The organism is Agrobacterium sp. DE0009, assembly GCF_007680755.1.
In the GTDB taxonomy this organism is placed as follows: Bacteria; Pseudomonadota; Alphaproteobacteria; order Rhizobiales; family Rhizobiaceae; genus Agrobacterium; species Agrobacterium tumefaciens_B.
In genome coordinates, this window is record NZ_VEIU01000004.1 from 266919 (window position 1) to 288620 (window position 21702).

General features: G+C 59.0%; 21 protein-coding genes. 14 read left to right on the plus strand and 7 right to left on the minus strand.

Annotation, left to right across the window (positions count from 1 at the left end; genetic code table 11):
• The first annotated feature begins 17 nt into the window (after positions 1 to 17).
• Entirely contained in the window at positions 18 to 461 is a 444-nt protein-coding gene (locus FS804_RS16710) for a glyoxalase superfamily protein (protein WP_144577881.1), read from the plus strand.
• A 71-nt stretch (positions 462 to 532) separates the two neighbouring features.
• Here FS804_RS16710 and FS804_RS16715 read toward each other — a convergent pair whose 3' ends face one another.
• The 4 genes from FS804_RS16715 to ugpB form a co-directional block, all read right to left on the minus strand.
• On the minus strand, positions 533 to 1594 hold the full coding sequence (locus FS804_RS16715; RefSeq protein ID WP_063949943.1) for a sn-glycerol-3-phosphate import ATP-binding protein UgpC: 1062 nt from the start codon (positions 1592 to 1594) through the stop codon (positions 533 to 535).
• A complete protein-coding gene (gene ugpE, locus FS804_RS16720; protein ID WP_063949942.1) occupies positions 1594 to 2442 on the minus strand; it encodes a sn-glycerol-3-phosphate ABC transporter permease UgpE in 849 nt (282 codons plus the stop codon). The genes FS804_RS16715 and ugpE overlap by 1 nt, the downstream gene beginning before the upstream one ends.
• 9 nt (positions 2443 to 2451) lie before the next feature.
• Entirely contained in the window at positions 2452 to 3333 is an 882-nt protein-coding gene (ugpA, locus tag FS804_RS16725) for a sn-glycerol-3-phosphate ABC transporter permease UgpA (RefSeq protein ID WP_063949941.1), read from the minus strand.
• Between the two features lie 67 nt (positions 3334 to 3400).
• On the minus strand, positions 3401 to 4711 hold the full coding sequence (gene ugpB / locus FS804_RS16730) for a sn-glycerol-3-phosphate ABC transporter substrate-binding protein UgpB (RefSeq protein ID WP_172801639.1): 1311 nt from the start codon (positions 4709 to 4711) through the stop codon (positions 3401 to 3403).
• A 572-nt stretch (positions 4712 to 5283) separates the two neighbouring features.
• On the opposite strand from ugpB, the gene FS804_RS16735 reads away from it, so the two are divergent.
• Entirely contained in the window at positions 5284 to 5721 is a 438-nt protein-coding gene (locus FS804_RS16735) for a YqaA family protein (RefSeq protein WP_144577883.1), read from the plus strand.
• A 190-nt stretch (positions 5722 to 5911) separates the two neighbouring features.
• Here the strand turns inward: FS804_RS16735 and FS804_RS16740 are convergent, their stop codons facing one another.
• Positions 5912 to 7117 (minus strand): GTP-binding protein, encoded by a 1206-nt coding sequence (locus tag FS804_RS16740; RefSeq protein WP_144577885.1) that lies wholly within the window; start codon positions 7115 to 7117, stop codon positions 5912 to 5914.
• Positions 7118 to 7532: 415 nt separating this feature from the next.
• Here FS804_RS16740 and aztA point away from each other — a divergent pair, with 415 nt between their 5' ends.
• The 11 genes from aztA to FS804_RS16795 all read left to right on the plus strand — a co-directional run bounded on the left by aztA (position 7533) and on the right by FS804_RS16795 (position 18554).
• A complete protein-coding gene (gene aztA / locus FS804_RS16745) occupies positions 7533 to 8375 on the plus strand; it encodes a zinc ABC transporter ATP-binding protein AztA (protein WP_144577887.1) in 843 nt (280 codons plus the stop codon).
• Positions 8368 to 9234, plus strand: coding sequence for a zinc ABC transporter permease AztB (gene aztB / locus FS804_RS16750; RefSeq protein ID WP_144577889.1), 867 nt, complete (start codon positions 8368 to 8370; stop codon positions 9232 to 9234). Before aztA ends, aztB begins: the two co-directional genes overlap by 8 nt.
• A 27-nt stretch (positions 9235 to 9261) precedes the next feature.
• Entirely contained in the window at positions 9262 to 10275 is a 1014-nt protein-coding gene (gene aztC, locus FS804_RS16755; protein WP_144577891.1) for a zinc ABC transporter substrate-binding protein AztC, read from the plus strand.
• A gap of 168 nt (positions 10276 to 10443) precedes the next feature.
• Positions 10444 to 10917, plus strand: a complete 474-nt coding sequence (locus FS804_RS16760; RefSeq protein WP_144577893.1) for a ribonuclease H — start codon at positions 10444 to 10446, stop codon at positions 10915 to 10917.
• Positions 10918 to 11206: 289 nt separating this feature from the next.
• Complete coding sequence (locus FS804_RS16765) at positions 11207 to 11899, plus strand: FadR/GntR family transcriptional regulator (protein ID WP_186376867.1); 693 nt, start codon at positions 11207 to 11209, stop codon at positions 11897 to 11899.
• Positions 11896 to 13068, plus strand: a complete 1173-nt coding sequence (locus FS804_RS16770; protein WP_144577897.1) for a PLP-dependent transferase — start codon at positions 11896 to 11898, stop codon at positions 13066 to 13068. Before FS804_RS16765 ends, FS804_RS16770 begins: the two co-directional genes overlap by 4 nt.
• Positions 13069 to 13103: 35 nt before the next feature.
• The gene (locus FS804_RS16775) at positions 13104 to 14363 is read left to right on the plus strand and encodes a sugar ABC transporter substrate-binding protein (protein WP_144577899.1); all 1260 of its coding nucleotides are present in this window, start codon (positions 13104 to 13106) and stop codon (positions 14361 to 14363) included.
• 150 nt (positions 14364 to 14513) lie between these two features.
• Complete coding sequence (locus FS804_RS16780) at positions 14514 to 15458, plus strand: carbohydrate ABC transporter permease (protein WP_144577901.1); 945 nt, start codon at positions 14514 to 14516, stop codon at positions 15456 to 15458.
• Positions 15459 to 15461: 3 nt separating this feature from the next.
• Positions 15462 to 16292 (plus strand): carbohydrate ABC transporter permease, encoded by an 831-nt coding sequence (locus FS804_RS16785; RefSeq protein ID WP_144577903.1) that lies wholly within the window; start codon positions 15462 to 15464, stop codon positions 16290 to 16292.
• Positions 16293 to 16296: 4 nt separating this feature from the next.
• Positions 16297 to 17379 carry an ABC transporter ATP-binding protein gene (locus FS804_RS16790; RefSeq protein WP_144577905.1) on the plus strand — a complete coding sequence of 361 codons (1083 nt, stop codon included), beginning with the start codon at positions 16297 to 16299 and terminating at the stop codon, positions 17377 to 17379.
• 161 nt (positions 17380 to 17540) lie between these two features.
• Complete coding sequence (locus FS804_RS16795; protein WP_144578124.1) at positions 17541 to 18554, plus strand: LacI family DNA-binding transcriptional regulator; 1014 nt, start codon at positions 17541 to 17543, stop codon at positions 18552 to 18554.
• A 47-nt stretch (positions 18555 to 18601) separates the two neighbouring features.
• Here the strand turns inward: FS804_RS16795 and FS804_RS16800 are convergent, their stop codons facing one another.
• Positions 18602 to 19798 carry an MFS transporter gene (locus FS804_RS16800; protein ID WP_144577908.1) on the minus strand — a complete coding sequence of 399 codons (1197 nt, stop codon included), beginning with the start codon at positions 19796 to 19798 and terminating at the stop codon, positions 18602 to 18604.
• 124 nt (positions 19799 to 19922) lie between these two features.
• On the opposite strand from FS804_RS16800, the gene FS804_RS16805 reads away from it, so the two are divergent.
• Positions 19923 to 20774 carry a helix-turn-helix domain-containing protein gene (locus tag FS804_RS16805; RefSeq protein ID WP_144577910.1) on the plus strand — a complete coding sequence of 284 codons (852 nt, stop codon included), beginning with the start codon at positions 19923 to 19925 and terminating at the stop codon, positions 20772 to 20774.
• Here the strand turns inward: FS804_RS16805 and FS804_RS16810 are convergent.
• Positions 20771 to 21658, minus strand: coding sequence for a helix-turn-helix domain-containing protein (locus FS804_RS16810; RefSeq protein WP_144577912.1), 888 nt, complete (start codon positions 21656 to 21658; stop codon positions 20771 to 20773). The genes FS804_RS16805 and FS804_RS16810 overlap by 4 nt on opposite strands.
• Between the last annotated feature and the right edge of the window lie 44 nt (positions 21659 to 21702).

Here is a 21702-nt window from a genome sequence, read left to right on the forward strand (position 1 = left end):
CATGTTGGAGAACCGTTATGATTGTGTCCAAACCCCTTCCCGCGCTTGAGGGTCTAAAGGAACAGGCAAAACGCCTGCGCGTCGCCCTTGAAGATGAGGGGCAGGAAATCACCCACTCGAAAGCGCTTGAGCTTATAGCGGCGCAATATGGCTTTCGCGACTGGAATACCCTGCACGCTGCGGCCGGCAATCGCCCAGCCTTCAATCCTTATCTTCTGGGTTCAAGAGTGGAAGGCTTTTACCTCGGCCAGCCATTTGTGGCCTCCGTGCTCGGCGTACAGGCGCTCGGCGGGGAGCCCGAACGTTTTCGGCTGACGCTTCATCTCGATGATCCCGTGGATGTAGTGACATTCGAAAGCTTTTCCGCTTTCCGCCAGCGTATCCACTGTAATGTCGATACCGCCGGACGGACAGTGGAGAAAACGTCCAATGGCCGTCCGCAGGTGGAGTTGGTTTGGTAGCGAGTCGCTGAAGAATCCAGCAGCCGTGAAAGCACCCGCCGATTTGCGGGTGTTCCGTGCCTGCGAAGAGGCTAAAGCCGTTTGCCCGCCGTATCGAACAGATGGAAATTCCTGGCCTGTGCAGCGATCCTCAACGTTTCGCCGATGCGCAGTTGTGAGCGACCGGGAACGCGGAAGACGATTGTCGTGCCGTCCGAGAACGAGCCGTGGACATAGCTTTCCGCACCGACAAGTTCCACGGCATCCACCTGAACGGTGCCGGTGAAGGCGGAGTCAGAGGGAGCTTCGGTGGCAAGCGTAATATCTTCCGGGCGGATACCGAGTGTGGCGACGCCTTGCGGCAGTGCGGTGGTTCCTTGTACCGCCCAGCCGGAGGAAGCGTTGGCCGTCGCTGTTCCGTGGTTCAACAGGTTCATGGACGGCGAGCCAATGAAGGTGGCGACAAAGGTAGTGGCGGGTTTTTCATAAAGCTCGATCGGCGTGCCGATCTGCTCGATGCGGCCGGCATTCAATACCACCAGCCGGTCGGCGAGCGTCATCGCTTCCATCTGGTCGTGGGTCACATAAACGCTGGTCGTGGCGAGCGAGCGTTGCAGGCGGCGGATTTCCACCCGCATCTGCACGCGCAGCTTGGCATCGAGGTTGGAGAGCGGCTCGTCGAACAGGAAGGCCGCCGGCTTGCGCACGATGGCGCGGCCCATGGCCACACGCTGGCGCTGCCCACCGGAAAGCTGACGAGGCTTGCGTTCCAGGAACTGCTCGATCTCAAGCGCCTTCGCCGCCTCCGTAATGCGCCGCTCGATTTCTTCCTTCGGCGTGTTGCGGTTCTTCAGGCCATAGGCGAGGTTCTGCCGCACCGTCATATGCGGGTAGAGCGCGTAGTTCTGGAACACCATGGCGATGTCGCGGTCTGAGGGTTCAAGATCGTTGACGACCCGGTCACCGATGATGATCTGGCCGCCGGAAATGCCCTCCAGACCGGCGATCATGCGCAGCAGGGTGGATTTTCCGCAGCCGGAAGGGCCGACCAGCACGATCATTTCGCCGTCGGCGATGTCCATGGACACGCCCTTGATGGCCTCGACATTGCCGCCATAAACCTTGCGGACGTCTTTCAGCGCAATTTTTGCCATTACTTCTCGGTCTCCACCAAACCTTTGACGAACCAGCGCTGCATCAGCACCACAACGATAACAGGGGGGATGATGGCGAGGATCGCCGTCACCATCACATAATTCCACGGCGTCGAAGCGTCGGTGAAATCCACCATGCGCTTGAGGCCGATGATGATCGTGTTCATCTTGGCGTCGTTGGTTACGAGCAGCGGCCAGAGATATTGCGTCCAGCCATAGATGAAAAGGATCACGAAAAGAGCCGCGATATTCGTCTTCGACAGAGGCAAAAGAATATCACGCATGAAGCGGAACGGTCCGGCATTGTCGATACGCGCAGCCTCTACCATCTCACCGGGAATGGTGAGGAAGAACTGCCGGAACAGGAAGGTCGCCGTTGCCGAGGCCATCAGCGGCAGCGTCAGTCCGGCATAGGTGTCGATCAGCCCCAAGTCGACGATGACCTTGTAGGTGGGCAGGATACGGACCTCCACCGGCAGCATGAGCGTGATGAAAATCATCCAGAAAAAGCCCATGCGGAATGGAAAGCGAAAGAAGACGATCGCGAAGGCCGACAGGAACGAGATGACGATCTTGCCGATGGCGATGGCGAGTGCCACCACGAAGCTGTTGAACAGAAGCCTCTCAAGACTGACGCCGACGACGCGCTCTACGCCGCCCACCATGGCGTCTGTATAGTTTTCGGTAAGATGGCCGCCGGGCAGCAGCGACATGGGCGGACGGATGATGTCGTTCGACGTCATCGACGAAGCGATGAAGGTGTAATAGATCGGGAAGGCCACGATGATGATGCCGAGAACCAGCATCAGGTGGGCGATCACGCGGGCGACCGGGCGATTTTCAATCATGATAAATCCTCAGCCGTAATGCACGCGCTTCTCGACGAAGCGGAACTGGAAGGCGGTGAGCGCGATGACGATCACCATCAGGATGACCGATTGCGCGGCGGAAGAGCCGAGGTTGAGGTTCACGAAGCCATCATTGTAGACCTTGTAAACCAGCGTTTCCGTCGCCTTGGCAGGACCGCCGCCCGTCACCGCATGGATGATGCCGAAGGTGTCGAAGAAGGCGTAAACCGTGTTGACAACCAGAAGGAAGAAAGTGGTCGGTGCCAGCAGTGGGAAAACGATGGTCCAGAAGCGTCGCGCTCCGCGGGCTCCGTCAATGGACGCCGCCTCCAGCAATGATTTCGGAATTGCCTGCAAGCCGGCAACAAAAAACAGGAAATTGTAACTGATCTGCTTCCAGGCGGCGGCCGCGACGACCAGCAGCATGGCCTGATCGCCATTCAGCAGCGGATCCCACATGATGCCGTTGCGGCGCAGGATGTAGGAGAACGTTCCCATGGCCGGATTGAACATGAACAGCCACAGCATGCCTGCCACCGCCGGGGCGACGGCATAGGGCATGATCATCATGGTGCGGTAAAGACCCTTGCCGCGGACCACGCGGTCCGCCGCCGTCGCCAAAAGCAGCGCCAGCCCCATGGAAACCAGCGCCGTGAGGATGCTGAAGATGACCGTGACCTTGAGCGAGTTGAGGTAGCTCTCATCCGACAGGACGGCTGAGAAGTTTGCCAGCCCAACAAAATTGCTGCTGAGGCCGAAGGCGTCTTCGCGCATTGTCGACTGATAAAGAGCCTGGCTTGCGGGCCAGAAGAAAAAGATCACCGTCAAAATGATCTGCGGTGCGACCAGCAGATAAGGCAGGATCTTGTTTGGGAATACGACGCTTTGCACGGCGATCTCCTGGTGACATGAAAATACCGCCCGCACCTGTCGAGGCGCGGGCGGAGCAGGGGATCAGTTACTTGCCGGCCGCCTGCTTGATGGCGGCATCGCCACGCTGGACGATCTTGTCGAGCGCCGTCTTTGCGTCCTGCTTGCCGGCCAGCATCGCCTCGAACTCTTCGTTCATGATGTCGCGCACCTGTGGCAGGTTAACCAGGCGCACGCCCTTGGAGTTTTCTGTCGGGGGTTTGCCCATCATCTGGAGCAGCGGGGTCTCGCGGCCCGGGTTCTTGTCGTAGAAGCCGGATTTCTTGGTTTCCTCATAGGCTGCGATCGTCACCGGCATATAGCCCGAGACCTGATGCAGGCGAGACTGGATCTTTGTCTGCGAGAGGAAGTGGAAGAATTCCGCCACACCCTTGTATTCCGCATCGCTCTTGCCACCGAACACCCAGAGGCTGGCGCCGCCGGGAATGGTGTTCTGCGGTCCATGGCCCTCATAATAGGGCAGCTGGCCGATGCCGTAATTCATGCCGGTCTTGATGATGTCGCCCAGACCGCCGGACGATTCGGTCAGGATGCCGCATTCGCCGGACATGAACAGCTGCTTGGCTTCGGACGTGCGACCGCCATAACGGAAGGTGCCGTCCTTCGCGAGATCGGCAATCGCCTGGAAATGCTCAACGAAGAGCGGCGCATTGACCGCAAGCTTCACATCCGTGCCTCCCAGCCCATTTTCATTGCTGCCATAGGAAACGTTGTTCCATGCGGCAAAGTTTTCGGTCTGGATCCATGTCAGCCAGGTCGAGGTGAAACCGCACTGCGCGGCACCGCTGGTCTTGATCTTCTTGGCGGCTTCGAAGACTTCAGGCCAGGTCTTTGGCGGGTTGGCAGCGTCAAGGCCGGCCTTCTGGAAGACGTCCTTGTTGTAATAGAGGATCGGCGACGACGAATTATAAGGGAAGGACAGCATGGTGCCGTCGGGCTTGGAATAATAGGCGACGATGCCGGCCAGATATTCGTCCTTGTTAAAGGTGTAACCGCCTTCCTTCAGCACCTCTGCCACCGGCTTGATGGCGCCGGCAGCACCCATCATCACACCCGAACCGGCGTCGAAGACCTGAATGATCGCCGGCGGCTGTTTGGCGCGGAATGCCGCAATGCCTGCGTTAAGTGTTTCCGGATAGGTGCCCTTGAACACGGGCGTGATCTTGTAGTCTTTCTGGCTTTCGTTGAATTCTTTCGCCAGCGTATCCACGACCTCGTTATTGGCGCCGGTCATGGCGTGCCACCACTGGATCTCCGTCACGGCATAGGCATTCGATGTGACAAAAAACGAAAGTGCAGATGCCGCGGCAAGGCGGTAGCTGAGTTTTTTCAAGGCGATTCCTCCCATTATGAAAACAGTAAAAGATACAGCCCCTTATTGCAGCTTGTCCTCCACGACACGGCTGCGGGCGACCTCTTCTGTATTAGCAATGTCGATTAAAAGCGAACTCTAACGAAAATGCAAGAGAACGTGGAACGATTAAAACGAAAGTGAAGGGAACGGATTAATTATTCCATTTTTCTCTGTCGGCGGTTTTTTCGTACGCTCGTGTGGCGTTTTGCCAAGACGCACTGCCGCGTTATCACATTAGGCGATGCCAGCACTCATGGCGCTTCGCAGATAAAGGTGACATGTTATCACATGACGAGTCGATTGCTGTGACCTTGTTTAGCTGCCTGATTGCCGGCTGCTGGAAACGACGATTGTCGTTCTGTCCGACTTCGGCGATGTCAGGCAGATATACATCCACTAGGCGTTGCTCGCGGTGGATCATGACGATGTCGTGTGCGCCGATGCCGCGAATTCTACCTGAGAATCAGCCTCTACACAGCCGAGGCGCTTGACCACCGCCATCCTCATCCGCCACTTCAGAAACGGCGGCGGGATTCGACAGTGATGAAGGGCAGGGAATGGCCGATCTGGCGGTATATGCGGGCTTGTTTCTGACGGCGTTCATCGCTGCGACCATCCTGCCCATGCAGTCGGAGGCGGCGCTTGCCGGTCTCATCCTTCTGAAATCCCAGCCTGTCTGGCTGCTTGTGGCGGTGGCCAGCGTCGGCAATGTCGCCGGTTCTTTCGCCAACTGGCTGCTTGGGCGTGGCATCGAACGTTTCCGGCATGAGCGCTGGTTTCCGGTCCGGGAGGCGGCGCTGCAACGGGCGCAGAACTGGTACCGGCGTTATGGCAAATGGTCCCTGCTGCTCAGCTGGGCGCCGATCATCGGGGACCCTCTAACGGTTGCGGCTGGCATCATGAAGGAGCCGCTGCCGGTGTTTCTGCTGCTGGTCACCATCGCCAAGGTAGGGCGATATCTCGTTCTCGCGCTGCTGACGCTGAATTTTCTGTAGTGTTTCGCAAGAACGGTGCGGCTTGCTTCTTCTCCCCGCCGGGGAGAAGGTGGCCCGAAGGTCAGGTGAGGGGGTAAGCTTACCGCATATCGCTACACTCACCCACTCATGCCGCTGCCGCGACCTTCTCCCCGGCGGGGAGAAGGCGAAAGACGTATCCGCTCGCGTGAAATGCGGGCGGTGGAGACAATCAAGCCGCCTGTCGGTCCCAGCTTGCGAATGGATCGGGCAGGTGCCGCCATGCATCCGGCGTGAATGCATCCGTATCGATCAGGCAGGCATCGAGCAGGGAGCGGATACGGGCTTCATTCATTGGATCGGAACCGATGAAGACGATTTCCTGCCGCCGGTCGCCAAAGACGGGGTCGATATAAGGCTTCATCATATCTAAAAACTGCTTTTCGCGGGGCCATTGCTCTTTTGGAACGGCCGACCACCAAAGACCCATCTTCCCAGTACGGACCAGGGCGCCCGCCTGGCTGATCTCGCCGACATAACGCGGCCGCGTCGCCAGCCAGAAGAACCCCTTGGCGCGCACCACCCCCGGCCAAGGGCGATCGATGAAGCGCTGGAACAGCACGGGGTCGAAGGGCTTTTTGGCGCGGTAGACGAAAGAGCGGATGCCATATTCCTCGGTTTCGGGGATGTGATCCTTAAAACCGTGCAATTCCTTGAACCAGAGAGGGTGTTCTTCTGCCCTTGCAAAATCGAAACGGCCTGTGCCCAGGACCTCTTCCAGCGCCACCTTGCCAAAATCTGTCTCGATGAGTTTCGCATCAGGGTTCAGCCCGACGATAATCTTGCGGGCTGCGTCGCGCTCTTCCGCCGTTGCAGTGCCGATCTTGTTGAGGACGACGACGTCAGCGAACTCTATCTGCTCCACCAGAAGGTCGACGATTGTGCGGTTGTCGCCATCGACCGCCGTTTCACCCCGGGCAGCCAGAAAATCCGACGAACCGTAATTTTTGAGAAGATTGGCGGCATCGACCACCGTTACCATGGTGTCGAGGCGCGCGATATCAGACAGGCTGCGGCCGTTCTCGTCACGGAAATCGAAGGTGGCGGCCACGGGAAGCGGCTCGGCGATGCCGGTCGATTCGATCAGGAGGTAATCGAAGCGGCCCTGTTCGGCCAGCGCCCGCACCTCCGTCAGGAGGTCGTCGCGTAGCGTGCAACAGATGCAGCCATTGGTCATTTCCACCAATTGTTCTTCCGTGCGGGAAAGATTGGCACCGCCATCGCGCACCAATGCGGCATCGATATTGATCTCGCTCATGTCGTTGACGATCAACGCCACCCGCAGACCATCGCGATTGGCGAGGATGTGGTTCAGAAGCGTTGTCTTGCCGGCGCCTAAAAAGCCGGACAGTACGGTGACGGGAAGTTTTTTCGACATAAAGACCTCTTGGTGTGAGCAGAGCGCGCGTGGGCCACGGTGTTGGCGTCGAGGAGGAAAGATAACGACGCGGATCGCAGTTCTTTTTCCATATGCAGTAATGTAATAACATAACATACGTCGTGCATGTCAACAGGCAATGGGAAAATTGGAAGCTGCCTGAGTACCAAAGCTGCGCGAGCGGATGTCTAAGCGCGTTCCTGGATCGAGACGGTCTCCACGCTCGAAGCCATCCTTTGGCCTGACTTTAGAGCCGCAGCCCAGCATGGCCGTGGTCCCTCCAGTCAAAACCGAGGGTGACGACGGGCAAGCCATTTTCCAATAGTTAATGTTATTTCATTACATATTCGTTTGACGAATGTAATAACATTACATATCAAGGGCCATCGAATGTCATCCTGCCCCGGAGGGATCAATGGCTGATCCGTGCCTTGCCTTCAAAAACCTGACGCTTGGATATGCCGGCCGCGCGGCGGTGCATCATCTGAATGGGGATATTGCCAAAGGCTCGCTCACTGCGGTGGTCGGCGCCAACGGCTCTGGAAAATCGACGCTGATGAAGGGCATTGCCGGCATATTGAAGCCGCTCGGCGGTGAGTGCCGCGTGAGCGCAGATGTTTCCGTCGCTTATCTGCCGCAGCAATCGGAACTCGACCGGTCGTTCCCGGCTCAGGTGCGCGATCTCGTTGCGCTGGGTCTCTGGCCCAAGCGCGGCCTGCTTGGCCGCCACCGTTCTGAAGACAAGGCGGCGATGGGCCGTGCGATGGAGGAGGTCGGGCTTTCCGGCTTTGAAAGGCGCAATATAGATTCGCTCTCCGGTGGCCAGATGCAGCGTGCCCTGTTCGCCCGCGCCATGTTGCAGGATGCGCAGTTGATCCTGCTGGATGAGCCCTTCAATGCCGTCGATGAGCGCACCGTCACCGATCTTCTCGTGCTGATCAAGGCATGGGTTGCAGAAGGGCGCACGGTGCTTGCCGTCCTGCATGACCATCAGCTGGTGCGGCAGCATTTTCCCCAGACCCTGTTCCTCGCGCGGCGTCTCGTGGGCCTTGGTCCGACAGCCGATGTCCTGAAGCAGGAAAACATGCGCCAGGCGCGGCATTTCCACAAAGCATGGGAGGAAAATGCAGCGTGGTGCGCGCCTGGCGATGCGCCAATGATCGACGCATCAGCGACCGATGCGATCGATCCAGGCCCACGGACGGCTTCATCCCATTCTCACCTCCACTCCCACGCAAATTCGAATGCCCATGGCTGATTTCTTCATCGAACCCTTCGTTCAATATGTCTTCATGCAGCGGGCACTCGCCGGTGCCTTGATCCTCGCCATCAGCTGCGGGCCGGTCGGAGTATTCCTGATGCTACGGCGCATGAGCCTGACGGGGGATGCCATGTCCCACGCCATCCTGCCCGGTGCGGCCGTCGGTTTTCTGTTTTACGGGCTGGAAATCCTGCCGATGACTGTCGGTGGCCTCGCAGTTGGCCTTTTGGTCGCGCTCGGTGCCGGTGCCGTGTCGCGTTTCACCGTCCAGAAGGAAGATGCGTCGCTTGCCGCGTTCTATCTTATCTCGCTGGCGCTCGGCGTGCTGCTCGTTTCGTGGCGTGGCTCCAGCGTCGATCTCATGCATGTGCTGTTCGGCACGGTGCTGGCGCTGAACAACGAGGCGCTCGGCCTGATCGTCGGAATCTGCGTGGTAACGCTTGTGATGATGATCACCTTCTGGCGGGCGCTGCTGGCGGAATGCCTAGACCCCCTGTTCCTGCGCTCCGTCAGTAACTGGGGCAGCCCGGTGCACTTCCTCTTCCTTGCTATCGTCGTGCTCAATCTGGTCGGCGGCTTTCAGGCGCTGGGAACGTTGCTCTCGGTGGGGCTGATGATGCTACCCGCTGCCGCCAGCCGCTTCTGGTCCAACCGCGTGGCGCCCATGTGCTTCATCTCGATCGGCATCGGCATGGTGTCCTGCTTTGCGGGCCTCATCCTGTCCTATCACGCGTCGCTGCCATCGGGCCCGGCGATCATCCTTTCCGCGGGCGTCATTTACGCGCTCTCCATCCTCGTCGGCACGCGCGGCGTGCTCAGCGATCTTCTCGGTTCCGGCCGCCACACGACGGCCTGAAAACAGTTTCGAAAAAGGAGAACCCTCATGTTCAAAACCTTCCGTCTGGCAACCTGCGCCAGCCTTCTTTCCCTCTCCCCGGTTCTGATGGCGCAGGCGTCCGCCGCCGAACTCAAGGTCGTGGCCAGTTTCTCGATCATCGCCGATTTTGCCAAGAACGTCGGCGGTGACCGCGTCGAAATCACCACACTGGTGGGCCCGGATGGTGATGCGCACGTTTATGAGCCGCGCCCGGCCGATGCCGTCGCCGTCAGCAAGGCGGATGTGGTGCTGGTCAATGGCCTCGAATTCGAGGGCTTTCTGAAGCGGTTGATCGACACGAGCGGCACCAAGGCTCCGGTGGTTGAATTGACGAAGGGCGTTGAACCCCTCAAGCTTTCCGACGAGCCGGCCGGTCACGCCCATCCGGAAGCAGAAGAAGAAGGCCACGACCACAAAGCCGAAGAGGCTGGCCACAAACACGAGACCGTTGAGGCTCACGATCACAGCCACGAGGGGCACCATCACGGCGAGTACGATCCACATGCCTGGCAGTCGATCAAGAACGCGGAAATCTATGTGAAGAACATCGCCGGCGCATTTTGCGAAGTCGACAAGGCCGGTTGCGCAACCTACACCGCCAACTCGGATGCCTATATCGCCAAGCTTGCCGCGCTGAACGAGAAGGTGAAGACCGAGATTGCAGCCATCCCGCCGGAAAAACGTGTCATCATCACCTCGCATGATGCCTTTGGCTACTTCGAGCACGCCTATGGCCTGAACTTCCTTGCCCCGGAAGGCGTATCGACGGAATCGGAAGCCTCGGCCGCCGATGTCGCCAAGCTGGTGGATCAGGTAAAACACGACAAGGCCTCGGCGATCTTCGTCGAGAACATCACCGACAAGCGGCTGATCGACCAGATTGCTAGCGAAACCGGCTTGAAGGTTGGCGGCACGCTCTACTCTGACGCGCTTTCGACCGCCGACGGCCCGGCTTCGACCTATATCGACATGATCAACCACAATATGCAGACGATCACGGCGGCGGTTCTCAGCCAGTAAAATAGGCCTTCCGCAGGGGGTGGGAAGGCGGCATAGGCCGCCCTTCCTGCTTCTTATGACGCGGCTTCGGTTTTTCCGAGGAACGCAACACGGCATCGGAACGAAATAATTCTGTGCCAATGGCCTGTTCCTTTGGCGATCTCCAATTCGGTGCTACACACCCTCTTCATGGCTGACCCGCTTCACATCTTCACCGATGGCTCCTTCAACGATGCCTCCCGTTCCGGAGGGTGGGCTTTTGTCGTTCGTGAAGCAGGCAACCAAATCCATTCGGCCTCGGGTAAGGCAGGCGGAACATCCAACAATACGTTCGAGGTCCTCGCCGTCCTGAACGCAATGTCGTGGATCGCCGTTGAGGCGCCAACGCGTGCGGTCACGCTCTGGACGGATGCCGTTCATGTCATTGAGGGCTGCAATCGATATCGGGCGATCTGGCGCAACAATGGCTGGAAGCGCATCACGCCCAACCAGCACACACGCCGAAGACCGATCCCTGACAATGAAATCTGGCAGAAACTAGACACGCTGCTGGAGCGGCATCCCCTTGTAACCGTGGAATGGTGCAAGGGGCATTCAGGCTCTGTCGGCAATGAGCATGCCGACGCATTGGCGCGTCAGGCGGCGCGCGTGAAGACGCCGTAATCGGCCGCTCTCCGTCGCCTTGATGCGGCGCAATTATCTCTCCCCGTAAAGCTTGACCCTTTGACTTTTCAATGTCGAGGGACGGTGCGGTCTGATTTTTTGCTGGACCGGCCACCCACAAAGCCGGGTAGCTTATTCGATAATATCTATATTCTTCAGGTTCTTAAATCATTTCGTTGAGAGGTGTGTGCAACATGATTTGCCCGTTGACATTCCTTTTACCTTTTGGAATGGTAAGATGTCAGACCAATTTAGGGGATGCGTCTTGGACAGGTCCAGCCGGGAACTCATGCAGCCGATTCCGCCGAGCGACCGCGTGCGCCAGGTGGAGGCCGCGCTTTCCGACTATGTGGAGCGGGCAGGGCTGAAGGCGGGAGACCGGCTGCCAGCCGAGCGGGAGCTTATGGCGGCGCTGGGTGTGGGCCGGTCCACAATTCGCGAAGTCATCCGCAAGTTTCAGGCACTCGGCGTCATCGACAGCCGCAAGGGCAGCGGCAATTACCTCTTGAAGCCGATTTCCGCCGCCACCGTGCATATGCCGATTTCCATCGACGCGGAAAGCCTGCGCGATGCGTTGCTGATGACGCTGGAGGTGCGCCGCGGCATCGAGGTCGAAGCCTCCATGGCCGCTGCGCGCCGTCGCACGCCCGAGGACATCGCCACCATGGAAGCGCGGCTCGATGAGATGGAGAGGGTGCATCTGGCCGAGGGAACCTCTGGCAAGGCGGACCTCGCCTTTCACCTCTCTATTTACGACGCCACCCACAATACGTTGTTCAAGCAGCTGTTGGAGCAGATGCGCGAGGGTTTTGAACGCTTCTGGTCGAAACCCTTTGACCGGCCGGATTTCGCCAGTCGCTCCTTTCCCTTTCATCGCACCCTGTTCAACGCGATCGCCGCCGGAGACGCAGAAACGGCGCGGGAAGAAACACTGAAAATCCTCGCTGTCGTCGAGGAAGATATCAAGGACATGTCGAAATGAACCATGGCAACGATCTCTTCGATCCCGCTTCCCTGATCGTCGCCCATGACGACGTCCACGCCTTCGAGGCCGTGGTGCCGCCCATCGTGCAGACGTCGCTGTTCACTTTCTCCAGCTACGACGAAATGGTCTCCACCTATCGCGGCGAGAAGGTGAGGCCGGTCTATACGCGCGGACTGAACCCCACCGTTCGACTGTTCGAAGAGATGCTGGCGAAACTCGAGGGTGCGGAAGACGCGTTGGGTTTTGCAAGCGGCATGTCGGCGATCTCATCCACCGTGCTTTCCTTCGTGTCGCCCGGTGACCGGATCGTCGCGGTACGCCACGTTTATCCCGATGCTTTCCGGCTGTTCGGCACCTTCATGAAGCGCATGAATATCGAGGTCGTCTATGTCGACGGTCGCGACGAGGCGGCGGTTGAAAAGGCGATGCCGGGCGCGAAACTCTTCTACATGGAAAGCCCGACAAGCTGGGTGATGGAGGCGCATGATGTCGGTGCCCTCGCCGCCATCGGCAAACGGCATGGTGCGGTCACCGTCATCGATAATTCCTGGGCGAGCCCGGTTTTCCAGCAGCCGATCTCGCTTGGTGTCGATCTTGTCCTGCATTCCGCTTCGAAATATCTTGGCGGCCATAGCGATGTGGTCTCCGGCGTGGTTGCCGGCTCGAAGGCCATGATCGACCGCATTCGGGCAGAGGCCTATCCCTATCTCGGCGGCAAGATGTCGCCATTCGATGCGTGGCTGCTCATCCGTGGCTTGCGTACCCTGCCGTTGCGCATGAAGGCGCATCAGGCCTCCGCTATGGATATAGCGACGCGCCTTCACGCTCTCGATGTGGTGGAAACCGTCTGCCATCCGGGGCTGGCGAACCGCCTGCCGCCCGGCCTCAACGGCACCTCCGGCCTGTTCTCCTTCATCTTCAAGGAGGGGGTGGATGTGCGCGCTTTTGCCGACCGCCTCAAGCTTTTTAAACTGGGTGTTTCCTGGGGCGGGCATGAAAGCCTGATCGTTCCGGGTGAAGTGGTGCTCGAACAGAAGGCGCAGTCAAACTCCGCCCACACTTTCGGCATCAGCGCACGGTCGGTGCGCCTGCATGTCGGGCTGGAGGGCACGGAGGCTCTCTGGAACGATCTCGAACCCGCGATCAAGGCGGCCACCACCGCTTGACGTGTTTTAACTGACCACAAAAAGGGGAGAACGACATGAAAAAACTGGTAGCAGCAGCAATTTTTACCGCCCTGATGACCGGAACGGCGCTGGCGGACACGACCTTGAAGCTGGTGGAAGTCATCACCAGCCCGGAACGAACCGAAACGCTGAAGGGCATCGTCTCGAAATTCGAGACCGCCAATCCCGGCACCAAGGTGGAAATCATCTCGCTTCCCTGGAGCGAGGCCTTCCAGAAATTCGCCACCATGGTTTCCGCAGGTGATGTTCCGGATGTGATGGAAATGCCCGATACATGGCTGTCGCTCTATGCCAATAATGGCATGCTCGAAAGCCTTGAGCCCTATCTTGCCAAGTGGGAGCATACGGCGGGGCTCAGCGAGCGCACGCTTGAACTCGGCCGCGACGTGAAGAACACGGCCTATATGCTGCCCTACGGCTTTTATCTGCGCGCCATGTTCTACAACAAGAAGCTGCTGGAACAGGCCGGCGTGAAGGAGCCGCCGAAGACGCTTGATGAATTCGCGGATGCCTCCAAGAAGGTCGCAGCGCTTCCGGGCAAGTATGGCTACTGCCTGCGCGGCGGCCCCGGCGGCCTCAACGGCTGGGTGATGTTCGGCGCTTCCATGGCGGGTTCGAACGAGTTCTTCACCAAGGACGGCACCTCCACCTTCGACAGTCCCGGCTGGGTGAAGGGCCTGACCTATGTGATCGATCTCTACAAGAACGGACTGGCGCCGAAGGACAGCGTCAACTGGGGCTTCAACGAGATCGTTGCCGGCTTCTATTCCGGCACCTGCGCTTTCCTCGATCAGGACCCGGATGCCCTTATCGCCATTGCCCAGCGCATGAAGCCGGAAGATTTCGGCGTCATGACCATGCCGAAGGGGCCTGACGGCAAGACCTTCCCGACGATTGGTTTTGCTGGCTGGTCGATGATGGCGAAGTCTGAAAACAAGGACCTTTCCTGGAAGCTGATCGAAACGCTCGAAGGGCCAGAAGGCAATATTGAGTGGAACAAGAAGACCGGCGCGCTGCCGGTGCACAAGTCGGCGGAGAAGGACCCTTTCTATTCCAGCGAGCAGTTCAAGGGCTGGTTCGACGAACTGGCCGACAAAAATGCCGTGCCGACGAAAATGCCGACCTATCTTGAGGAATTCGCCTTCTTCAAGGACTCGCTTGTGATCAAGACCTCGCAGGAAGCGCTGCTCGGCGACATCACGCCCGAGGATCTGGCCAAACAATGGGCTGATTACATGACCAAGGCGCAGCAGAAGTTCCTCGCCTCGAAATAACAATATGACCGGCCGTGCGGGCGCAAATGCCCGTGCGACGGATCTTGCCGGCCTTCGCTGCGATAGGCCTTTTTCTTGCAATTTTTCGGATCGGCAAGCCGAGAGGCTGGAAAACCCGTCCGTTTCGTCGTCCGATCAGGGAGCGATACAATGTCCTATGCCCATGGCGCCGGGCCGGTGGCTGCGCGCAAACCGGCTGGCAAGCCCGCGATGCGGCGGTTTGCCGATTGGGCCGAACCCTGGCTTTACAGCGCGCCCGTGCTTGTGCTGATCGTCGCCGTGATGCTGGTGCCGCTGGTGCTCGGCCTTTCCTATGCTTTCCGTGATGTGCAACTGCTCAATCCGTTTTCGGGCGGTTTCGTTGGCCTGAAACATCTGGAGACGCTGTCGCAGGATGCGGCCTTTTACCGGGCGTTGAAAAACACGCTGTGGTGGACCGGCGCTTCGGTTTTCCTGCAATTTTTCTTCGGCCTCATTCTGGCGCTGCTGCTCGATAAGCCCTTTGCGGGCAGGGGGCTGGCGCAGGCTTTGGTGTTTCTGCCATGGGCCGTTCCGACATTTCTCGCTGGCCTCAACTGGGCATGGCTGTTCAATCCGGTCATTGGGCCGCTGCCGCACTGGATGGTCTCGCTCGGGCTTTTATCCGCCCCCAACAATATCCTTGCCGATCCGCAGCTTGCGATGTGGGGGCCGATTATCGCCAATGTCTGGTGGGGCATTCCCTTCTTCGCCATAACCCTTCTTGCCGCCCTTCAGGCGATCCCGCGCGATCTCTACGAGGCTGCGGAAATTGACGGGGCGAACCCGCTGCAGCGGTTCACTTCCATCACCCTACCGTTTCTGGCGCCCACCATGGCCATCACCATCCTGCTGCGCACCGTCTGGATCGCCAATTTCGCCGATCTCATCATCGTCATGACCAATGGCGGACCGGCCGACCGCACGCAGATCGTCGCGAGCTATATCTTCACGCAGGCCTTCAAGCGGCTGGACTTCGGTTACGCCTCGGCGATTGCGCTGGTGCTTCTGGCGTTGTTGCTCGCTTATTCCATGCTGATCGTCTTGCTGCGCCAGCGCCTGATTGAGAAGGACTGATCGATGACATCAAGGATTTTTCTCACCCTTGCCCATCGTCTGGCGATTCTCGCCTATATCGCCTTCGCACTGTTCCCGCTGTTCTGGCTGCTGAAGGTTTCCGTCACGCCGAATGACCTCCTTTACAGCGAAGGTGTCAGGATGTGGCCATCGCGGGCGACATGGGATCATTATCGTTTCGTCATAGAAAACAGTGCTTTCCCGACGTTTTTTAAGAACAGCGTTATCGTCGCGGGCTCTACGGCAATTGCCGTAACGATACTCTCGTCGCTCTCGGGTTACGCGCTGTCGCGCTTTCGCTTCAAGGGCAAATACTGGATCGTGGCGCTCATGCTGATCACCCAGATGTTTCCGCTGGTCATGTTGGTCGCGCCGATCTTCAAGATGCTGTCGCCGCTCGGCCTCACCAATAGCCTAACGGGCCTCGTCATCGTTTATACCGCCTTTAACGTTCCCTTCGCCACCTTCCTAATGCAGTCGTTCTTTGACGGCATTCCGAAAGATCTGGAGGATGCTGCGATGATTGACGGAGCGAGCCGGTTTACGGCCTTCCGCCAGATTATCCTGCCGCTGACGCTGCCGGGCATTGCCGCGACGCTCGGCTTCGTCTTTACCGCCGCGTGGAGCGAGCTTCTGTTTGCGCTGATGCTGATTTCCGGCAATCAGAGCGCCACTTTCCCGGTCGGGCTTCTGACCTTCGTTTCCAAGTTCTCCGTCGATTTCGGGCAGATGATGGCGGCGGGCGTCCTGGCGCTCATTCCGGCCTGCCTCTTCTTCCTGCTCATTCAACGTTATCTCGTGCAGGGCCTGACGGCCGGCGCGGTGAAAGGATAATCCCATGGCTTCCATCGAGCTGAAGAATGTCGGCAAAACCTATGGCGACCTCGCCGTGCTGCATGGCGTCGATCTTGATATCAGGGATGGCGAGTTCATCGTCCTTGTCGGACCTTCCGGCTGCGGAAAATCGACGCTGCTGCGCATGATCGCGGGACTTGAGGAGATAACATCCGGCGACCTCTCCATCGACGGTGAGCGCGTCAATGATCGTCGCCCGAAGGACCGGGATATCGCCATGGTGTTCCAGTCCTATGCGCTCTATCCGCATATGAGCGTTGCCGACAATATGAGCTACAGCCTGCGCCTGCGCCGCAGCCCCAAGGAAACCATCGCCGCTGCGGTCTCGGGCGCCTCCGCCAAGCTAGGCCTCGATCCCTATCTCGCCCGCCGCCCCAAGGCGCTGTCCGGCGGCCAGCGTCAGCGCGTCGCCATGGGCCGCGCCATCGTGCGCCAGCCGAAGGCCTTCCTGTTCGATGAGCCGCTCTCCAACCTTGATGCCCGGTTGCGTGAACAGATGCGTGCCGAAATCAAGCGCATGCATGCCGACCTTGGCGCGACCTCGGTTTACGTCACCCATGACCAGATCGAGGCGATGACGCTCGCCTCACGCTTCGTCGCCATGAATGCCGGCCATGTGCAGCAGATCGGCGCGCCGCTCGATCTCTATGATCGTCCTGCCAATCTGTTCGTTGCCGGCTTTATCGGCTCGCCCGGCATGAATTTTCTCGAAGGGCGGCTCGGGCAGGAGAGTGGCGACAGTTTCGTCGTGCTGGGTGACGGCACGCGCCTTGCGCTTGGCCGGGAAGTGGACCTCGCCGATGGCGAGCCGGTCACGCTCGGCATCCGCCCGGAACACGTCACTGTTGCGCCAACCGACGGGGGTATCGAGGCGACCGTCGATCTCGTCGAGCCTACGGGTCTCGGTGTCATCCTGCATCTGACCGTGCATGGATTGCCTTTCAAGCTGTTTTCTTCGGACCGGGCGCTATTGCAGCCGGGCAAATCCCTTCGGGTCGGGTTCCCGCAGGCGCGGCTGCATGTTTTTGACAGACATGGCGTCAGGATTGGCGCCGATAGCCCCTGAAGCGATCCAGCTTCCTTTATGACAGGAAAGTATAGTTTACGTCGTATCATGTTTAGGGTTCGAGCAGCCTAGGCAGCCGCCCTTTCGTGACAAGAAAGTGCGATGTAATCTATCCATGATTCTTTCATGGGGGCAGCATCTTGGCAAAGTCTATCAGAACGATGGAGGAATTTTCGGAGTTCGTCGGGCTCTCGCGCCCGACGGTGTCCAAATACTTCAACGACCCATCGTCGGTGCGTAGGAAAACACGGGAGACGATCGAGGAAGCGCTGAGGAAATCTGGCTTCCGGCCAAATATTTTTGCCGTCAATCTCAACCGCCGTCGCAGCAATATTATCGGTATCGTCATTCCGAACTATGCCGATCCTTTTTATATGGCCTTGACGAACCGTATCGAATCGATCGCCAACGAGGCCGGTTTTCTTGCCTTCGTGCTGTCTTCGGACGGAAAACCGGAAATCGAAGACCGGGCCATCCGCACTTTCAAGTCCATGAATGTGGCGGGCGCTATCATCGCGCCGCTCGGCGTCACATCGCACTGCTCGACGCTCGAACAGCTCGCCGCCACGATACCCATCGTTTATGTCGATTCGCCGCTGGACGGGCGGTCGGCGTTCGTCGGGACGGATAACCGGCAGAGCGTTGACCTGATCGTTGATTACCTCTGTCGCTCGGGTGATCCGCCAAGCTATTTCGATATGCCGCAGGTCAACACCAACTCCGTGACGCGGCGCATAGCCTACGAGGAGGCAATGCAGCGTCTTGGTCGCGAACCCCTATGCCTCGATGTTGCCAAGCAGGCGCGATGGGATTTCGAGCGGTTCGCATTCGATGAGGCGAGCCGGCTTTTTGAAAACATGGGCCAGTTGTCCTCCCGCACCATCCTGTGCGCGAACGACCGGATCGCCTTTGGCGTCATCGCCGCGGCCGCGCAGAAGGGCCTGAAGGTTGGTCATGGCGCTGGCTATGATCTTCGGGTGGCAGGGCATGACGACCATCCGCTATCACGTTACGCCAACCCGCCGATCACGACGGTGGCACAGAATTACAACGAGATCGGCCGACTGGCGATCGAGCTTCTCTTTCAGAAGTTGGATGAGGAGGAGGGTCAGGTGACCCGCATCCGCGATCGAATTCTCCTCAACGCCGATCTGATGTTACGAAAATCGGCTTGATGCGGGACGGCGGTCAGGTTTGAAGTGACCGCCGCTTTTGTCCAGCCCTATCGATGGCTCGGCAGTTTCGGCAGGAATACCGTGAGCAGGCCAAGCAGCGGCATGTAGGAGCAGACGCGGTAGACGAACTCGATGCCTTCCTTATCCGCATAAACACCCAGAACCGCAGCCCCGATGCCGCCGAAACCGAAGGCGAAACCGAAGAACATGCCGGCGATCAGGCCCACACGTCCCGGCACCAGTTCCTGCGCGAAGACGACGATGGCCGAGAACGCGGAAGAAAACACGAAGCCGATGACGACGACCAGAATGGCCGTCCAGAACAGGTTCGCATAGGGCAGCAGCAGTGCGAATGGAATGACGCCGAGGATCGAGAACCAGATGACGACTCGCGAGCCGAAGCGGTCACCGATCGGGCCGCCGAAGAACACGCCCAGTGCCGAAGCGCCGAGGAAGAGGAACAGCAGAACCTGCGCGTCCTGTACGCCCAGGCCGAACTTGTCGATGGTATAGAAGGTGAAGTAGCTCGACAGGCTGGCGAGATAGGCGTTCTTCGTCGCAGTCAGCACCACCAGCACCAGCAAAGTCATCATGACTGTGCCGCGTGCGAGCGGCAAGGTGCGGCTGGCGGCGGGCCTGCCGACCGTCGCGCGGCGGTGACGGGTGTACCAGACGCCGACCCACGACAGGACACCGAAGCCGAGCAGCGCGATCAGTGAGAACCAGCTGAGGCTCGTCTGGCCAAACGGGATGACGATGAAAGCGGCGAGCAGCGGGCCGATGGCCGTGCCCGTGTTCCCGCCAACCTGGAAAAACGACTGCGCAAGGCCGTGACGCCCGCCGGACGCCAGACGGGCTACGCGAGAGGCTTCCGGATGGAAGATCGCCGAACCGACACCAATCAGGCATGCACCGAGAACAAGAACGACGAAGCTGTGAGCAAAGGCAAGGGTAATGAGCCCAGCACAGGTGGAAAGCATGGCGACGGGCAGGGAGAAAGGCATCGGCCAGCGGTCGGTCACCATGCCGACGACCGGCTGGAGCAGCGACGCGGTCACCTGAAAGGCGAACGTGAGCAGGCCGATCTGCATGAAGTCGAGCGCGTAATTCGCCTTCAACAGCGGATAGAGCGACGTCAGCAGTGATTGCATGATGTCGTTCAGCATATGGCAGAAGCTCGCGGCTGCGATGATTGAAAACGCCGTGCGTTGCGGGTTGAACCCGGTGCTGGTGACGGTGGCCATGGTAAGTCCTCTTCAGGTCCCCGCTGGTGTCGCGGAAAACATGTCTTTATTTGCTCCCGCTTTTATTCATATTGTGTCTGGCCTGCATTTGTGTTCTGGACGATTTTCTTTGTGAGTGGGCCAAATGGCAAAAATCAAATCGCGTCAGGCGATGCTGGCGCTCGAAGAGCATGAGCGTAGCCTGAAACTGATCGACGGCACCAACGAGCCGGTGCTGGCGCTTCATCGCATCTATCCGACGGGGCATCGCACACCACCCCATAGCCATAGCCGTGTGCAGATATGGTGCGCGCGCCGGGGTGTGGTGCTGGTCAGCACCGCGGATGGACGCTGGATGATACCGCCCGGTCATGGTCTCCTCATTCCTGCGGGTCTGCAACACGAGGCCGAAGTCATATCCAATGTCGAGATGCACTCCATCTATGTGCATCCTGATCTCTTCCAGGCTACGTCTCCAAGGGTGGTGGAAATAACCGATCTGGCCTCGAGCCTTATTTCCGAATTGCTGGCGGAAGAGCATCAGCCCTCGGCGTTTCACAGGCAGGGGCTGGTGCGTGCTCTTTTGCTGGATGAAGTGAATCGGCTGCCGGAACGTCCGCTGGGTCTGCCCTTTCCGGACAACCAGCGGCTAGCGGCGCTTTGCCGGGAGTTCCTCAACAGGCCAGTGGCGCGGGTGGAGATCGACGACTGGGCGGCAGCCATGGGCATCAGCCGACGCTCCTTCACGCGTCTGTTTCGCAAGGAGTTGGGCGTCAGCTTCGTCACCTGGCGCCAGCAGGCGTGTATCTTCGCCTCGCTGCCGAGGCTTGCGGCGGGAGAGGCGGTGACTAATGTGGCGCTGGATGCCGGTTACGAAAACATTCCGGCTTTCACCACCATGTTCCGGCGCATGCTGGGCAGTTCGCCACGCGCCTATCGGCAGGCCGCGAGGCAGCGCAATGGTGCGACGTCCCTCCAAGAGGATGCCGTCTATTAAGCCGCCACCGACCGCGTGTCGCGGCGGAAATCGGAGGGAGACATGCCTGATATCTGGCGAAATGCCTTATTGAACGCGCTGACCGAACCGAAGCCGCTTTCCATCGCGATCTGCAGGATGTTGTCCTTCCCGGTCATCAGCATCGCCTGCGCGCGGGAAAGTCTGAGCAGCGTCAGGTATTTGATAAGCGTCATGCCGGTGGATTTACGGAACAGGTTCATTGCATATTTCGGATGAAGCGAGGCGGCGCGGGCAATATCGGTCGCGTCGATATCCTCGAGAAAATTGGCCGCAATGAAGTCGCACATGCGCACGACGCTGATGGAGGGCGCCGTGCCATCATCCTCTCTGCTTTTTCCAGACGAGGCGGAGGAAATAACGGAATAGGGTTCAAGGAACATGCGCTCCACCCTGAGCAGCAATTCCTCCACGGCATGCTGTGCTTTCGCGGGGTTACCTGATGTTGCATAGCGGAACCAGCGGCCGAAATTTTCCGGATCGGCCCCGTCGGTTTCGGCGCTGACCATCGTCGCGCCGCCCATCAACTGGCTGGAAACGGCGGTCGGCAGGCGCATCCGGAAGAAGTGCACAAGCGGCAGGTGCGCGCCAGCGTAAAAGGAATCGTCCGAGGAGCGGTCCATCTGGTGCGGCTGGCCGCCCCAGAAGATGCACATCTGCCCGGCGTCAAGCGACAGGTCGTGATCGCCCATGCGGTAATGCACCGATCCAGACATGATATAATTCACCTCCACCTGCGCATGCCAGTGCGGCCGGAGCATGATGGGTGGATGATTATGGAAGAGTTGAAGCGTGGTCGGCATGCCTTCGATGCTGCTGGCGCCCGGCTGGTAGAAGGCTCTTTCGGCAATCTTACTTTTCGCCAAATCGGTGTTCCCGTTTTACGAGACAGATTTCCTGCCCTCGCTAA

What these genes read in the sequence shown, in the direction of transcription:
- FS804_RS16710 (WP_144577881.1), top strand. Translation starts at nt 18, where the DNA reads ATGATTGTGTCCAAACCCCTTCCCGCGCTTGAGGGTCTAAAGGAACAG.
- FS804_RS16715 (WP_063949943.1), bottom strand. Translation starts at nt 1,594, where the DNA reads ATGGCAAAAATTGCGCTGAAAGACGTCCGCAAGGTTTATGGCGGCAAT.
- ugpE (WP_063949942.1), bottom strand. Translation starts at nt 2,442, where the DNA reads ATGATTGAAAATCGCCCGGTCGCCCGCGTGATCGCCCACCTGATGCTG.
- FS804_RS16735 (WP_144577883.1), top strand. Translation starts at nt 5,284, where the DNA reads ATGGCCGATCTGGCGGTATATGCGGGCTTGTTTCTGACGGCGTTCATC.
- FS804_RS16740 (WP_144577885.1), bottom strand. Translation starts at nt 7,117, where the DNA reads ATGTCGAAAAAACTTCCCGTCACCGTACTGTCCGGCTTTTTAGGCGCC.
- aztA (WP_144577887.1), top strand. Translation starts at nt 7,533, where the DNA reads ATGGCTGATCCGTGCCTTGCCTTCAAAAACCTGACGCTTGGATATGCC.
- aztB (WP_144577889.1), top strand. Translation starts at nt 8,368, where the DNA reads ATGGCTGATTTCTTCATCGAACCCTTCGTTCAATATGTCTTCATGCAG.
- aztC (WP_144577891.1), top strand. Translation starts at nt 9,262, where the DNA reads ATGTTCAAAACCTTCCGTCTGGCAACCTGCGCCAGCCTTCTTTCCCTC.
- FS804_RS16760 (WP_144577893.1), top strand. Translation starts at nt 10,444, where the DNA reads ATGGCTGACCCGCTTCACATCTTCACCGATGGCTCCTTCAACGATGCC.
- FS804_RS16765 (WP_186376867.1), top strand. Translation starts at nt 11,207, where the DNA reads ATGCAGCCGATTCCGCCGAGCGACCGCGTGCGCCAGGTGGAGGCCGCG.
- FS804_RS16770 (WP_144577897.1), top strand. Translation starts at nt 11,896, where the DNA reads ATGAACCATGGCAACGATCTCTTCGATCCCGCTTCCCTGATCGTCGCC.
- FS804_RS16775 (WP_144577899.1), top strand. Translation starts at nt 13,104, where the DNA reads ATGAAAAAACTGGTAGCAGCAGCAATTTTTACCGCCCTGATGACCGGA.
- FS804_RS16780 (WP_144577901.1), top strand. Translation starts at nt 14,514, where the DNA reads ATGTCCTATGCCCATGGCGCCGGGCCGGTGGCTGCGCGCAAACCGGCT.
- FS804_RS16785 (WP_144577903.1), top strand. Translation starts at nt 15,462, where the DNA reads ATGACATCAAGGATTTTTCTCACCCTTGCCCATCGTCTGGCGATTCTC.
- FS804_RS16790 (WP_144577905.1), top strand. Translation starts at nt 16,297, where the DNA reads ATGGCTTCCATCGAGCTGAAGAATGTCGGCAAAACCTATGGCGACCTC.
- FS804_RS16795 (WP_144578124.1), top strand. Translation starts at nt 17,541, where the DNA reads ATGGAGGAATTTTCGGAGTTCGTCGGGCTCTCGCGCCCGACGGTGTCC.
- FS804_RS16800 (WP_144577908.1), bottom strand. Translation starts at nt 19,798, where the DNA reads ATGGCCACCGTCACCAGCACCGGGTTCAACCCGCAACGCACGGCGTTT.
- FS804_RS16805 (WP_144577910.1), top strand. Translation starts at nt 19,923, where the DNA reads ATGGCAAAAATCAAATCGCGTCAGGCGATGCTGGCGCTCGAAGAGCAT.